10 protein-coding genes are annotated in these 14,865 nt (G+C 68.6%); 5 read left to right on the top strand and 5 right to left on the bottom strand.

Annotated elements, in window-relative coordinates:
* Window positions 1–876 precede the first annotated feature (876 nt).
* A complete protein-coding gene (locus AB0L57_RS25890; protein WP_364967162.1) occupies window positions 877–1,110 on the bottom strand; it encodes a DUF3039 domain-containing protein in 234 nt (77 codons plus the stop codon).
* A gap of 396 nt (window positions 1,111–1,506) precedes the next feature.
* Here AB0L57_RS25890 and AB0L57_RS25885 point away from each other — a divergent pair, with 396 nt between their 5' ends.
* The 3 genes from AB0L57_RS25885 (at window position 1,507) to AB0L57_RS25875 (ending at window position 4,521) form a co-directional block, all read left to right on the top strand.
* Window positions 1,507–1,803 (top strand): DUF3099 domain-containing protein, encoded by a 297-nt coding sequence (locus tag AB0L57_RS25885; RefSeq protein WP_364967354.1) that lies wholly within the window; start codon window positions 1,507–1,509, stop codon window positions 1,801–1,803.
* 60 nt (window positions 1,804–1,863) lie between these two features.
* On the top strand, window positions 1,864–3,393 hold the full coding sequence (locus AB0L57_RS25880; protein WP_364967159.1) for a methyltransferase: 1,530 nt from the start codon (window positions 1,864–1,866) through the stop codon (window positions 3,391–3,393).
* 159 nt (window positions 3,394–3,552) lie between these two features.
* Window positions 3,553–4,521 carry a sigma-70 family RNA polymerase sigma factor gene (locus AB0L57_RS25875; protein WP_364967156.1) on the top strand — a complete coding sequence of 323 codons (969 nt, stop codon included), beginning with the start codon at window positions 3,553–3,555 and terminating at the stop codon, window positions 4,519–4,521.
* A gap of 144 nt (window positions 4,522–4,665) precedes the next feature.
* Here AB0L57_RS25875 and ppc read toward each other — a convergent pair whose 3' ends face one another.
* The 3 genes from ppc to AB0L57_RS25860 all read right to left on the bottom strand — a co-directional run bounded on the left by ppc (window position 4,666) and on the right by AB0L57_RS25860 (window position 11,453).
* A complete protein-coding gene (ppc, locus tag AB0L57_RS25870) occupies window positions 4,666–7,452 on the bottom strand; it encodes a phosphoenolpyruvate carboxylase (RefSeq protein ID WP_364967153.1) in 2,787 nt (928 codons plus the stop codon).
* Window positions 7,453–7,531: 79 nt separating this feature from the next.
* A complete protein-coding gene (locus tag AB0L57_RS25865) occupies window positions 7,532–10,228 on the bottom strand; it encodes a GNAT family N-acetyltransferase (RefSeq protein WP_364967150.1) in 2,697 nt (898 codons plus the stop codon).
* A complete protein-coding gene (locus AB0L57_RS25860) occupies window positions 10,221–11,453 on the bottom strand; it encodes an acetoin utilization protein AcuC (protein ID WP_364967148.1) in 1,233 nt (410 codons plus the stop codon). The genes AB0L57_RS25865 and AB0L57_RS25860 overlap by 8 nt, the downstream gene beginning before the upstream one ends.
* A 252-nt stretch (window positions 11,454–11,705) precedes the next feature.
* Here AB0L57_RS25860 and AB0L57_RS25855 point away from each other — a divergent pair, with 252 nt between their 5' ends.
* Together AB0L57_RS25855 and galE are read left to right on the top strand one after the other, a co-directional pair.
* The gene (locus AB0L57_RS25855) at window positions 11,706–12,392 is read left to right on the top strand and encodes an iron dependent repressor, metal binding and dimerization domain protein (RefSeq protein ID WP_364967145.1); all 687 of its coding nucleotides are present in this window, start codon (window positions 11,706–11,708) and stop codon (window positions 12,390–12,392) included.
* A gap of 3 nt (window positions 12,393–12,395) precedes the next feature.
* The gene (galE, locus tag AB0L57_RS25850) at window positions 12,396–13,376 is read left to right on the top strand and encodes a UDP-glucose 4-epimerase GalE (protein ID WP_364967142.1); all 981 of its coding nucleotides are present in this window, start codon (window positions 12,396–12,398) and stop codon (window positions 13,374–13,376) included.
* 29 nt (window positions 13,377–13,405) lie between these two features.
* Here the strand turns inward: galE and AB0L57_RS25845 are convergent, their stop codons facing one another.
* On the bottom strand, window positions 13,406–14,635 hold the full coding sequence (locus AB0L57_RS25845) for a DUF4192 domain-containing protein (protein WP_364967140.1): 1,230 nt from the start codon (window positions 14,633–14,635) through the stop codon (window positions 13,406–13,408).
* Window positions 14,636–14,865: the final 230 nt, after the last annotated feature.

Raw genomic sequence — 14,865 nt, 5'->3', positions numbered from 1 at the left:
CTGTGATTTCGGCGCGACGAATTCCGATTTGAACGAGACCTGTGAATCACTCGGAGGATGGGGAGCCGCTTCGGCAGAGCCTGGGCCCGACCGCGGCGTCGATCACCGTGGTGCTACCACTCAGCGGGCGACACTGTTCACTGAACATTGAGGTGCGCACACCTGCACTGAATCAAGCACACAGAGTCTTCGAGCCGCTGATCTCATCGTTCCGAACCTATTGGGGCATTCTCGGCTTTGTCAAACGATCCAAACTTTCCAGCAATGGGAAATCTACCGATCGGTAACGATGTTTGAACTGGCCATCCTCGGAACGGCGGATCCGCACCGGCTGTGACGAACGGCAGCGAACCATCCAGTCGACGACCACGATCCGTAAGACTCGATGCCGGGCACCGGCCGCAGATCTCGCAGTGGCCCGGACCGCATTCCGATTGGTACCGCATTGTGAAAAGGATTGACGGCGAGTCGAATTCGAATCAGAGCTCAGTGCGAGTGAGCGAACTCCCGCGATGCCTCTCGACGCGAATTCGGGATGACTCCGGGAAATGTATTGCACTCGTGGACAATTCGACATCGACCGGACCCGCACCAGGTCTGATCGTGAGCGAGTTCGCCTCATCGTGGAACACACGCGCGACGGGAGCCGGTGCCGGTCCCGCCGGTATCCAGGTTGGTTGCGCCGACCGACGACAGCGTCGACAGATGACTCGCCACCGGCGCCGCCGGTGGCGCTCACATCGTTGGTCCGATATCCGATGCCGAGATTGTCACTGGGCGCCCGCCTCGCGGCAAGCGCAAAAATGCCACGCGCAGGTGTTCACCGCGGCCTCGATCATCTCCACGGATACAGCCGCGCGCGGGAGCGCCGGGCGATCAGTCCTTCTTCATCATTTCGTAGATGCGCTTGCAGTCCGGGCAGACCGGCGAACCGGGCTTGGCGGAGCGGGTCACCGGGAAAACCTCACCACAGAGGGCGACGACATGGGTGCCCATGACCGCGCTCTCGGCGATCTTGTCCTTCTTCACATAGTGGAAGAACTTGGGAGTGTCGCTGTCGGTCGACTCGTCGGTGGTCGTATCCGGGCGTACCAGAGTATCGGTGCTCACCCGATCGATTCTGCCATCGTCGCGTGCCGAGGGTCGCCGGGTGTCGCCAACCCGGGGCCCGACCGTGGGAATGCGCGGGTGGGCGCGTGTGCATTCGATCATGCGGAGTGGAAGACTCGAGGTATGCAGCGTGAGCGCGACTCCTCCGATCCACCGCCCGAGTCCCGGGCGTCGGGCCCGGGGCAAGCCGGCGCGGAACGTGGTGACGCGCGGGCCGAGGAGACACGCGCGGCCAGCTCCGATGCCGGGAGCACCGAGGCGCCGCCGACGGATTCCACGGGTGACGATGAGCAGACGACAGCCGATCCCGGATTCGAGCGCCGCCCGCCGGGCTCGGTCCCCCGCCCCACCCACGTATCGGTCGGCTACTTCCCCGGTGAGGACAAACATCCGGCCCTGATCACCGAGGCCGCGCCGTCGCTCGATCAGCAGCATCGCGCTCGCGTCAAGCGGTACTCCATCCTGATGGGATTCCGTATCCCCTGCCTCGTCCTGGCGGCGGTGGCCTACGGACTGTGGGGCAATGCGCTGATTTCACTCGCGATCATCGGGGTCTCCATTCCCCTGCCGTGGATCGCGGTGCTCGTCGCCAACGACCGCCCGCCGCGCAGCAAGGACGAGCCCAGCCGCTGGGACGGGCGGCGGGACGCCACAGCGATCGAATCCCGGCCACACCGCTCGATCGACGGCTGACGCCCGCGCGAGGCGTGCCCCAGCGCCGCCGCCGGCGCTCACCGGTGGCAGAGTTCTCCTGTGCCTGCCGATCCGACGACCGCATCCCCGCTGACCGCTCTCGCACCCGCGCTGCGCACCGCGCTGATCCGGGTTCGCTACGACGCCGATGCGGTGCTCGACGCCCTGGGCGCCGACGCGCACAGCGCACTGGGCCGTTCGGAGCCGGTACCGGTTCGCCGCGCCGCCCGGGACGCCGGTGAACTCGGCACGCTGATCCGGCTGCTGCTCCTGGGGGACGCCCTGCCCGAAAACGAGGTCGCCGCGGCGCTGGCACCGCTCGACATCGACCGGGCGCTGGCCGCCGGACTGCTCGAACGCGACGGCGACCTGGTCCGGGCCGCCCTGGATCTGCGCCCGCTCGACCTGGGATCGGGCCCCCGGTGGGTGCTGTCGGACCTCGACGATTCGATGCGCAGGCGCACACTCGACGCCGATCACGTGCTCGGTGTCGGGCACGCCTCGCTGTCGCTGCTGCGCGCCACCCCCACCGATCCGGTCGGGTCGGTGCTGGACCTGGGCACCGGCTGCGGTGTGCAGGCGGTCCACGCGGCCGGGTACGCCGCCGCGGTGACCGGCACCGATGTCAGCCGCCGGGCCCTGTGGCTGGCCGAGGCGACCGCCGCCCTCAACGAACTCGCCATCGAATTGGCCGAAGGGCCCTGGTTCGAGCCGGTGGCCGGACGCCGATTCGATCAGGTGGTGGCCAATCCCCCGTTCGTGGTGGGGCCGGCGCGAATCGAACACACCTACCGGGACTCGGGCCTGGCCCTCGACGGCGCGAGCGAGCTGGTGATCTCGCAGGCGCCCACCCTGTTGAATCCGGGCGGTACCGCGGCGATGCTGGCCTCCTGGATCCACACCGGCGACGCCGATTGGCGGGCCCAGGTCGCGGGCTGGCTGCCCGATCACGGTGTCGACGCCTGGATCGTCCAGCGTGATGTCGCCGACCCCGGCCTGTACGTCGGAACGTGGCTGCGCGACGCGGGCCTCGATCCCCGCGACCCCGAGGCCCAGCAGCGGGCCGAGCAGTGGCTGGCGGCCTTCGACGCCGCCGATGTCGAGGGCATCGGATTCGGATTCGTCTATCTGCGTGCCATCGACGGCCCCACCGAGGTCCTCGCCGAGGACCTGAGCCACGGATTCGACGACCCCCTCGGTGCGGAGGCGCCGGACTATTTCCGGCGCTCGGCGTGGCTGCGATCGGTGGCCACGAACAACGACATCGCCTGGGACGCGCGCTTCGCCGTCGACGCTGCCACGGCACTGGAGCGGGTGCTCCTGCCCGGCGCCGACGGCTGGGAGCAGCGGGTCGTCCGGCTGCACCGCGGTGACGGTCCACGCTGGCAACACGAGATCGACGACACCCTCGCGGCGCTGCTCGCGGGAATGCGACCCGGCGGCCTGCCGTTGGAAGAACTGGTCGAATTGCTCGCAATAGGCCACACCGGCACACCCGCCACACCGCAATTCCGTTCCGAAGCCCTCGCGGCGATCACCGGGCTGGTACGGCACGGCCTGATCGCACCGGAGGAGCTCACCGCGCGCTGAGCGACCACCCCCGTTCCGGGACCCGTTCCTTCTTAGGAACTTCTCAGACGAAGGTTGCGAAAGCCGCAGCTCAGAACGGTTTATCGGTGGCGGGGCGGGGAACTTTCCCAATGTCGGGTCCGTTGATCGGAGTGAGACACCACCGACAGGAGGCAAGTCATGACAAGCCCCGCCACCACCCGAGTGCGCGCCATCGATTCCGACCTCGACGCCCAGAGCCCGGCCGCCGACCTGGTACGCGTGTACCTGAACGGGATCGGCAAGACCGCGCTGCTCACGGCGGCCGACGAGGTCGAGTTGGCCAAGCGCATCGAGGCGGGCCTCTATGCCCAGAACCTGTTGGAGACGGGCAAGCGGTTGTCCGCTACCCGCAAGCGTGATCTGGCGATTCTCGTCCGCGACGGCCAGGCCGCTCGTCAGCATCTGCTGGAAGCCAATCTCCGCCTGGTCGTATCGCTGGCCAAGCGCTACACCGGCCGCGGCATGCCGCTGCTGGATCTGATCCAGGAAGGCAACCTGGGCCTGATCCGCGCGATGGAGAAGTTCGACTACGCCAAGGGCTTCAAGTTCTCCACCTACGCGACCTGGTGGATTCGCCAGGCCATCACCCGCGGTATGGCCGATCAGAGCCGCACCATCCGGCTGCCCGTGCATCTGGTCGAGCAGGTCAACAAGCTGGCGCGGATCAAGCGAGAACTGCATCAGCAGCTGGGCCGGGAGGCCAGCGACGACGAACTCGCGGCCGAGTCCGGTATCCCGGTCGAGAAGATCGCCGATCTGCTCGACCACAGCCGCGACCCGGTGAGCCTGGACATGCCGGTCGGTAGCGACGAGGAAGCCCCGCTGGGCGACTTCATCGAGGACTCGGAGGCCACCTCCGCCGAGAGCGCCGTGATCGCCGGACTCATGCATCGCGATGTGCGCACCGTGCTCGCCACCCTCGACGAGCGGGAACAGCAGGTCATCCGCCTGCGTTTCGGACTCGACGACGGCCAGCCGCGCACTCTCGACCAGATCGGCAAACTGTTCGGTCTCTCGCGCGAGCGTGTGCGCCAGATCGAGCGCGAAGTCATGGCCAAGTTGCGTAAAGGTGAGCGGGCCGATCGCCTGCGCGCCTACGCCAGCTAGGTCACACAGACGCTGGGCCGCCCGGAATCCGGCCCAGCACCACCCAGGTGACCGGATATCGCGGTCACCTCCGCAGCGCCGGCCGATGCCGGTGTGCCCCTCCCCCTCCGGGGTGCACCCGTCGGCCGGCGTGCCTTTCCACCGCTAGCCCGAGTTGCGCAGGGCGGTGGCCAGGCCGTTCATGGTCAGCAGAATGCCGCGTTCGACCAACTCCGACTCATCTCCCGCCCGGCGACGCCGCAGCAGATCCACCTGCATCTGATTGAGCGGCTCGAGATACGGGAAGCGATTGCGGATGGATTCGGCGAGAGCCGGGTTGTCCGCCAGCAGCTCATCACTGCCCGTGATCGCCGCGTGTACATCGGCGGTGCGGTCGAATTCCGCCCGGATCATGCCGAAGATGGTGTCGCGCAACGTCGTATCACCGACGAGTTCGGCATAGCTCTCGGCGATGTCCATATCCGCCTTGGCCATCACCTGCGCGAGATTCGACATCACGGTGCGGAAGAACGGCCAGCGCCGGTACAGCTCGCGCAACGTCTGCCAGCGCTGCTCATCGGTACCCGCCCAGTCCCGGATGGCGCTGCCGGTGCCGTACCAGCCGGGCAGCATCACCCGCGCCTGACTCCACGCCATCACCCACGGGATCGCCCGCAGATCGGACACGGAGTTGGTTGGTTTGCGTGAGGCCGGACGACTGCCGAGATTGAGGTCGGCCACTTCCGCGATCGGTGTGGAAGCGCGGAAGTAGTCCACGAATCCGGGAGTTTCGTGCACCAGCCGGGCATAGGCCGCGCGCGCCGCCTCGGCGAGTTCCTCGAAGATCTCGTAGGCCGCCTCGGCACCGTCGCCGAGCCCTTCCACGTCCAGCAGCGAGGATTCCAGGGTGCCGGCCACCAGCGATTCCAGATTGCGGTGCGCGGAACCGGATTCGGCGTATTTCGTGGAGATCACCTCGCCCTGTTCGGTGAGCCGCAGAGACCCGCGGACCGCACCTGCGGGCTGCGCGAGGATGGCATCGTAGCTGCGGCCACCACCGCGGCCGACGGTTCCGCCCCGGCCGTGGAACAGCCGCAATCGAATTCCGGTCTTCCGCGCGGTTTCCACGAGGTCCAGTTCCGCCCGGTACAAGGCCCAGTTCGCCGCCAGGTATCCGCCGTCCTTGTTCGAATCGGAGTAGCCGAGCATCACCTCCTGCGCCATGGCGCGGGCGGCGACGAGGCGCCGATAGACCGGAACATCCAGGGCCGCAGCGAGAGTCGCCGCACCGCCACGCAGATCGTCGATGGTCTCGAACAGCGGGACCACCCCGACCGGCGAGTGCGGCGGTGTGCTGTCATCGCCCGGGTCGAGAATGCCCGCCTCCTTCAACAGCAGCGCGGCCTCGAGCATGTCACTGACCGAGGTGCACATGCTGATGATGTAGTTGGGCACCGTATCGGGCCCCAGGGCGTCCAGTGCGGCGCGGGCCGCACGCAGCACACCGAGCTCCTTCGCCGCCAGATCACTCAACTGCGCGCCGGGACCCAGCAGTGGTCGCCGAGTGCTCAATTCCCGTGACAGCAGGTCGACTCGCTCGGATTCGGTCAGGCCGGCGTACTCGGAATGCACTCCCGACCAGGCCAGTAATTCGGCGACGACCTGCTCGTGCACCTCCGAGTTCTGGCGCATGTCCAAGCCCTGCAGATGGAAGCCGAACGTCTCCACCGCACCGCGCAGCGCCGCGAGCCGGTCATCGGCCAGCAGCGCGTCACCCGACGCCCGCATGGACGAGTCGACGATGTCCAGTTCGGCGAGCAACTGCGCCGCACTCTCGTACGGTGCGACACTGTCGAGCCGGTCGCCGGCAAGTTCGAAGACCGAGGGCAGTCCGGCCGCCGACCCCAGTGCGGCACGCGCGGTCGCGGCGGTGCGCAACCGGATACCCCGGATCGCGCGGCGGTAGGGTTCGTCGGCCCGCTGGGGGGAATCGTCACCGGCGGCGTCGCCCAGCTGCGCCAGCTCGGGTGTGATGTCCACCAACCGGATCGACTGGGACAGTGATTTCTCCAGTCCGACAAGCTCTTTCATATAGTGCGCGAAGATCACCGAGGCGGCCCGGCGGGTGGCCCGCTCCACCACCTCACCGGTGACATTCGGATTGCCGTCACGGTCGCCACCGATCCACGAACCGGGCCGCAGAATCGGGCGGGCGAGCAGTTCATATCCGGGCCAATGCGCCCGCAGTGCGGCCCGCACCTCGGCATTGATCCGCGGGATCACCTCGAGCAGGGTCAATTCGTAGTACCGCAGACCGACCTCGATCTCGTCGGAGATCCGCAGGCGTGCCAGCCGGATCAGCGCGGTCCGCCAGAGCGTCAGGATCTGACGGCGGATGTCGTGGTCGATGGCCGAGTAGTCGGGTTCGTCGTCGCGGTAACGGGCTCGCCGCCGCATCAATTCGGTGATGTGGGCCTGCACATCGAAGACGGTGCGGCGGCGCGTCTCGGTGGGATGTGCGGTGATGACCGGCGAGACCAGCGCGTCACCGAGCACATCGGCGGCGACAGCGCCGTCGATGTGGGCGCGATCCAGTGCGCTGTAGGTCGCGGCCAGACTCGACTCCTGCGGTGGCTCACCGGCACCGACATGGACCGCCCGGCGGCGGTCGCGCTGCAGATCCTCGGCCAGATTCGCCAGCAGCAGGAAGTGGCTGAACGCCCGGATCAACGGGATCGCGACCCGCAGATCGGTACCGCGCAGCATCTCCGCGACAGCGCTGCGCTCCACTTCGGAGCGGCGCACGCGAAAGGCCTCGACCCGGACCCGTTCGATGAGGTCGAACACCTCCGCGCCCTCGTGATCGCGAATCGTCTCGCCCAGAATCGCGCCGAGAAACCGGATATCGTCTCGCAGTGGCGCCGTAGCGCTCTCGATCTGATCTTCGCGCATACCGTCAGTATCGACCATCGACGGGGATCGGCCGCGGTGGCACCGGTCACTACGGTACGGCGAGCGCCCGTCCCCGGTCTCAGACCAAACGGCGCGGACCGTTGTCGAACCGGCTCGGTTCCGGACCGATGCGTACCCGCGCATACAGGATCGCGGCTCCTTCGGGCGAGGCCAGCACCGGTTCCACCGACAGTTCCCGGACCTCGGGCAGATCGTCGCACAGCGCCGAAATCCGTTGGGCCAGTACTGCGAGCGCCGCTTTGTCGGCCGGTTCGCCGATGGTGCGGCCCGCTCCCGCCTGCCCGTCCAGCAGCGGGGCGGCGCGTGGCGCATCGATCAACTCCGCGGCTTCGGCCTCGGTCAGCGGCAGCGCCCGGTAGGCCCGGTCACCGAGCAGATCGATGATGGTGCCCGACAAGCCGAATCCGATCACCGACCCGAACGACGGATCGTCCTGCACGCGCAGCACACATCCGACCCCCTTGGTGGCCATCTTCTGAATGTGGATCACCTCGTTGCCGGTCAGCTCAGCCAACTCGGTGTAGGCACGCCGCACCGCGGTGTCACGCCACAGATCGAGGCGGACGCCGATGAAATCGGGACGGTTGCGCCACATTTCACCGGTGGCCTTGGCAGCCACCGGATACCCGAGCTCCGCCGCCGCGGCAACCGCCGATTCCGGGTCCCGCGCCTCCCGGAACTCCACCACCCGGATTCCGTAACAGGCGAGCAGTTCGGCGGCTTCCAGATCGCCGAGCCATTCGCCCTCCGGGCGGCGATCGGTCCACCGCTCCACCAGCTCTCGTGCTCGCCCGACCGCCAGCCCCTCGGGCCGCACCACCAGCGAGGCCGGCCGCGTGCGCCAGGCCGCGTAGCGCCGCACTCGCGCCAGCGCCCGGGCGGCACGCTCGGGATCGGGATACGACGGGATCGACCCGCGCTCGACAGCACCGCCGGTGCCGCGCACGGTCAGCAGGTTCGGCATGCCGTGGTCGGCGACGAAAGTGGTGAGCACGGGTTTCGTCGCCTCCCGCGCACCGGTCCGGATGGCCTCGGCGAACGTGGTCACCGCCACCGGCACCGGCGGGGCGAAGATGACGATGACGGCGTCGACCGCGGCCGAGTTCATCGCCTCCGCCACCGCACTCAGATAGTCGGCTGGTTCGGCCTGCGGCCCGAGATCGGTCGGTTCCCCGACCTCGAGCCCCTCGCCGCGAGCGGCATCCACCGCCAGCCAGCCCAGTGCGGCACTGTTCCCGACGACCGCCAGGCGCGGGCCATCGGGCAGCGGCTGATAGGCCAGCAGCATCGCGCAGTCGAACAATTCGGCGATGGTGTCGACCTGCACGATCCCGGCCTGGGCGAACAGATCGCGCTCGACCGAACGCTCCAGCCCACTGACCGGCGCGTTGGCGGCATTACGGCCGCTGCTCACCGCCACGACCGGTTTCGTACGCGCCACCCGGCGCGCGATCCGCGAGAACTTGCGCGGATTTCCGAAGGTCTCCAGATACAGCAGGACCACGTCGGTGTCGGGATCGGTATCCCAGTACTGCAGCAGGTCGTTGCCCGAGACATCGGCACGGTTACCCGCGGACACGAAGGTCGACAGTCCCAGTTTCCGGGCGGCCGCCTCGGCCAGGATGGCCGCGCCCAGCGGACCCGACTGGCAGAAGAACCCGACCCGCCCGCGGCCGGGCAGTACCGACGCGAGCGTCGCGTTGAGCGATACCGCCGGATCGGTGTTGGCGATCCCCAGCGCGCTGGGCCCGACCACCCGCATCCCGTGCCCGCGGGCGGCATCGACCAGGTCTCGCTCGGCACCGAATCCCGCCGGGCCGGTCTCGGAGAAACCGGCGGTGAGTACCACGAGGCCTTTGACCCCCTTGGCCATACAGTCGTCGAGCACCGACTTGATCTCACCGGCCGGAACCGCGATCACGGCCAGGTCCAGTTCATCGGGGATGTCGTGGACGGTGGGATATGCGCGCACCCCGCGCACCGAGACCCGGTTCGGATTGACCGGGTACACCGGGCCCTGGAACACCCCCGACAGCAAGTTGGCCAGTACCGCACCACCGACCCGTCCGGCCGCGGGAGTGGCACCGATGACCGCGATCGATTTCGGGGCCAGCAGATTGCCGACACTGCGGGCCTCCGAGGCTCGCTCCCGCGAATCACGTACCGACAGCAGTGCTTCGGTGGGATCGATGGCGAATTCCAGATGCAGCACCGAGCCGTCGCGGCTGCGTTGCACCTGATATCCGGCCTCGCGGAAGACGGTCACCATGGTGTGGTTCTCGGCCAGCACCTCCGCGACGAAGGTGTCGATATCGCTTTCGGCGGCCGCGCCGGCCAGGTGTTCCAGCAGAATCGATCCGAGCCCGCGGCCTTGGTGTTCATCGGCCACCACGAACGCCACCTCCGCCGCCCGCGGCCCCTCACGATCGGTGAGCAGTTCGTAACGGCCGACCGCGATGATCGACGAACCGAGTTCCACCACCAGCCCGACCCGGTTGTGATAGTCGACATGGGTGGTGCGGTAGATGTCCTTCGGCGTCATGCGCGGGTAGGGCCCGAAATAGCGCAGGTACCGGGTGCGGTCGGACAGGGCCGCGTGGAAGCGCTGCATCGGTTCCGCGTCGTCGGGAGTGATCGGCCGCAACCGCACCACGCCGCCGTCGGCGGCGAGGACATCGGCGAACCAGTGCTGCGGCGGGGGCGGCGGATCTGCCGGGGTGTTGTCGGCGATCGATGCGGCGGGCGGCTCAGTCACGAGGGTCCTCCGGGTCCAGGCCCAGCAGTCCGTAGGTCGCGCGGCGTGTGGCCAGCACCGCGGTGTCGACAGCGCGCTGAGCGCGATCGAGGTGAGCGTCACCGGTGCCGAGCGCGCCACCGGGCCCCTCCCAGGGCAGGAAAGCGGTGTCACCACCGTCTCCCATGGTGATCGGCGGTCGCACGGTCGGGGCGTACGCGCCGACCAGTTCGCGCCATTCACCCGGTGTCTCGGTCGCGGGGTCCACGTCGCGGTCGAGCGCGATGGCCAGCAGATGCGTCCACGCGCGCGGCACCACCCGGACCAAGCCGTATCCACCGCCGCCCACCGCCAGCCAGCGGCCCTCGGCATGGCGATCGGCGAGTTCACGCATGGCTCGGAACGCCGCGCGCTGGCCGTCGACGGTGAGTTCGAGGTCGGCGAGCGGATCCTCACGATGACTGTCGACCCCGCATTGGCTCACCACGATCTGCGGGCGAAACGCCGCCAGCGCACCGGGTACGACGGCGTGGAATCCGCGCAGCCACTGGGAATCCCGGGTTCCGGGCAGCATCGCGAGGTTGATCGCGGTGCCCTCGGCACCACCTGCGCCGACCTCTTCCGGCCAGCCGGTGTTGGGCCACAGGGTCGCCGGATGCTGATGCAGCGAAATCGTCAGTACCCGAGGGTCGTTGTAGAAGGCCCGCTGCACGCCGTCACCGTGATGCACGTCGACATCGACATAGGCGATGCGGTCGAATCCGTTGTCCAGCAGCCAGGAGATGGCCACCGCCACATCGTTGTACACGCAGAATCCGGAGGCGGCGTCCGGCATCGCATGGTGCATCCCGCCGCCGATGCTCACCGCCCGGCGGGTCCGCCCCGCCGCGATTTCACCGGCGGCGGCGAGGGTTCCGCCGACGATCACCGAGGCCGCCTCGTGCATGCGCGGGAATACCGGATTGTCCATCGAGCCGAGTCCGTGCGGGGGCGCGGCGGGGGGCGTGGTCCCCGGTGGTGCGGGGACCGCGTGCCGGACGGCCTCCAGGTACGCGGCGGTGTGGATCCGCAGCAGATCACCGTCACCGGCGGCACCGGCGGTGAGAGCCTCGACACCTTCCAGCACTCCGAGGCTGCGCGCCAGTGCCATGGTGAACCGGAGCCGAGCCGGTTTCATCGGATGTTCCGGAGTCCAGGTGTAGTCCAGGAACCGGTCGGTCCAGACCACCGTGGCGTCGTCTGCCATACCCGTCACGCTAGCCCACCACCGCCGGTCGCCGTGGCGTTGCTCGCACCCGTACGGACACGGGAAGCAGACCGCCCGCGTTGTCGTTGTGATGCAGTAGAAATGCAGGACGACATCGACCGAGTCGGTCGCGCGCGTGGATCCGGCAACGCGCGCAGGCACCGGCGAGGGTCGCGCGGGACCCGCAACGTACGTGGACGCCGATTGTGCGGCCGGACGTGGGTAGAATTCGTGCCGACGAAGGGGTAACAGGTGAAGGATCTGGTCGACACCACGGAGATGTACCTCCGTACCATCTACGACCTCGAGGAGGAGGGCGTTGTACCGCTGCGTGCGCGCATCGCCGAGCGCCTCGAGCAGAGCGGCCCGACGGTGAGTCAGACGGTCGCGCGGATGGAGCGCGACGGTCTGCTGATGGTCGCCGGCGACCGACACCTCGAGCTCACCGACAAGGGCCGGGCCATGGCGGTCGCGGTGATGCGCAAGCACCGCTTGGCCGAACGGTTGCTCGTCGATGTCATCGGGCTCGATTGGCAGAACGTGCACGCCGAGGCCTGCCGCTGGGAGCACGTGATGAGCGAGGAGGTCGAGCTGCGTCTGCTCGAGGTCCTCAACAACCCCACGACCTCCCCGTACGGCAACCCCATCCCCGGCCTCGACGAACTCGGCGTCAATTCCGGCAATTCCGGTGAAGAGGTCCTCGTCCGGCTCTCCGATCTGCCCCCGGGGCAGGTGTCCGCGGTCGTCGTGCGTCGACTGTCGGAGCACATCCAGTCCGACCCCGACGTGATCGGGCAGTTGCGTGAGGCCGGCGTGGTACCCGACGCTCGCGTCACGGTCGAGACCAAGCCCGGTGTGGTGATCATCTCGGTCCCCGGCCACGAGGGCTTCGAACTGAACGAGGAACTGGCCCACGCGGTCCAGGTGAGGCTGGCCTGACAGATGAAACTCCTGGTAACCGGCGGTGCCGGATATGTCGGTGGCGTGTGCGCGCAGGTTCTGATCCAGGACGGGCACGACGTTGTCGTCGTCGATGACCTGTCCACCGGTAACGCCGACGGCGTGCCCGCCGGCGCGAAGTTCGTCGACGGCGACATCGCGACCGTCGGCGTGCAGCTGATCGAATCCGAATCCTTCGACGGTGTCCTGCATTTCGCCGCGCAGTCGCTGGTCGGCGAGTCGGTACAGCAGCCCGAGAAGTACTGGCAGGGCAATGTGGTGAAGACGCTGGCGGTACTGGAGGCGATTCGCCGGTCCGCCACACCACGGCTCGTATTCTCCTCGACCGCCGCCGTATACGGCGAGCCCGAGCAGGTACCCATTCTCGAGTCCGCCCCGGCCCGTCCGACCAACCCGTACGGTGCGTCCAAACTGGCGATCGACCATGCCATCACCTCGTATGCGAATGCTCACGGACTGGCCGCGACCAGTCTGCGGTATTTCAATGTCGCCGGCGCCTACGGCGGTCTGGGCGAGAACCGCGCGGTCGAAACACATCTCATCCCGCTGATCCTGCAAACCGCTCTGGGCCATCGTGATTCGATTTCGGTCTTCGGCGACGACTACCCCACCCCGGACGGCACCGCGATCCGCGATTACATCCACATTCGCGATCTGGCGGCCGCCCACGCGCTCGCCCTGGCGCAATCGAAGCCTGGTGAGCACCGAGTCTTCAATCTGGGTAGCGGTACGGGATTCTCTGTGCGCGAGGTGATCTCGGCGTGCGAGCGAGTTGTCGGCCGGCCGATTCCCGCGGTCGACGCACCGCGCCGTGCGGGCGACCCGGCGGTATTGATCGCCTCCAGCGCGAAGGCCACCGAGGAACTCGGCTGGCGGCCCGAGCACAACGATCTCGATGAAATCGTTTCCGACGCTTGGGATTTCCTCGTATCCCTCGGCGATCGCGCGCACAGCGCGCGCTAGTCGGCCGTCCCGATGCCGGGTCGCGGCGATCACCGCGATGCCTCGTCGGCCGGCGGGTCGTACGGTTCGGTGATGCCGAGGTCGACCCCCAGCCCGGCGGCGGTGTCCCGCCCGCTGCATGCGAGTTTGCGCACATCCCCGGGCCGCATTCCGGTACGCAGCGCCGCATCGAGCAATCGCGCGATGCGGTGCCCCGGTTCCGCCACCAGGGCCGCATCGAAGGCGACTCCGGCCAGCGGCCCGTCACCGCGAGCGTAGGCGCTGTATCCGAGCAGTGTGGCGACCTCGGCACGATCCGGGCCGCCGAGTCCCCGGCACGCTCTGGCCCACAGCGTCTCGGCAGCCGCGGCATGCTCGGTCAAGGCCACCGCGAACAACGAATCCCGCACCGCGTCGTCGCGGATCGCGACGGCCACATCAGCCAGTTCCGGTGGGTCGAGTTCGTCTCCGGATGCGACCGTGCAGATCTGCCACAGCACCATCTCCAGGGCCGCCCGGCTGTAGGAACGCGGTACGCCGGCCTGCAATGCCTGTCGGAAACGCGATCGCGCCGCCTCGGCGGCAGCACCGATCACCGCGTCGATGCGGTCGCGCAGTGCTTCGTCCTCGGCGACCACGGCGGTCAGTTCCGCCCGCGACGCGCGGATCGGCCGGCCGTCGAGCACCTGGGCGAGCGCCACCGGCGAAGCCGCCGGGTCCGATTGCCTGCCTCGGTGCCCGGCATCGACGACACTCCACCAGTCCGCGCCGGCGGCGATGTCGGTGACCGCCCATGCCTGCACCAGCGTGACACCCCGAGCCCCCAGCGCGCCGTCGAGCGTGCGGACCAGATCGCGATGACGCGCGCCGCGACGCCCCGCTCGCCCGGCCCGCGGCGCCGTCGCCCGGTCGTCGACGATCAGGACCAGCACTCCCACCGCCTCTTCCTGCCCGCAGATCGCGGCCAGTTGCCCGGCCAGCCGCACCCACGCCCCGCATCCGGCGACGTCGAGATCATGGCGTGCGAGCGCTCCGAGATACACCGCCCCCGGATACTTCCGCGAGCGCAACAGCAGACACACCACCAGCGAACGCTGCGGCCGAAACCCCAGCAGAGCCGGCACTGCCGCGATGAACTCCCCCGGTTCGCTCATCGTCGATGCCATGGCCGCCCAGCACTCTTCGGCCTCCCGCGGGCCCGGTCGCTTCGGCCCGGCAGCCGGATCGGCTCCGCCGCGCCCCTCGCGCGTGGGTCCCTCGTGGCCGGTCGCGCCGTCCACCGGATCCGATGTTGCGGACCGGTCGTTCCCCGCTGGTTGGGTGGGCTCCGCACCCGATCGGTCCGCACCCTCTCCGCCGCCGGGACGCACCGGCTCGACGTCGTCGGTACTGCAATCGAATTCACACAGCCGCGAGCCGGATGTCTGCCCTCGTCCGGTGCTCGCCGGATCCCTGCGGCTCACGTCCGCACAGATGTCCGCCCCACCGGAGGTCCGGCCCCGAGCGCGCG

Source organism: Nocardia sp. NPDC052254 (assembly GCF_040679495.1).
Lineage (GTDB): Bacteria > Actinomycetota > Actinomycetes > Mycobacteriales > Mycobacteriaceae > Nocardia.
This window is presented reverse-complemented; position numbering and strand designations above follow the sequence as displayed.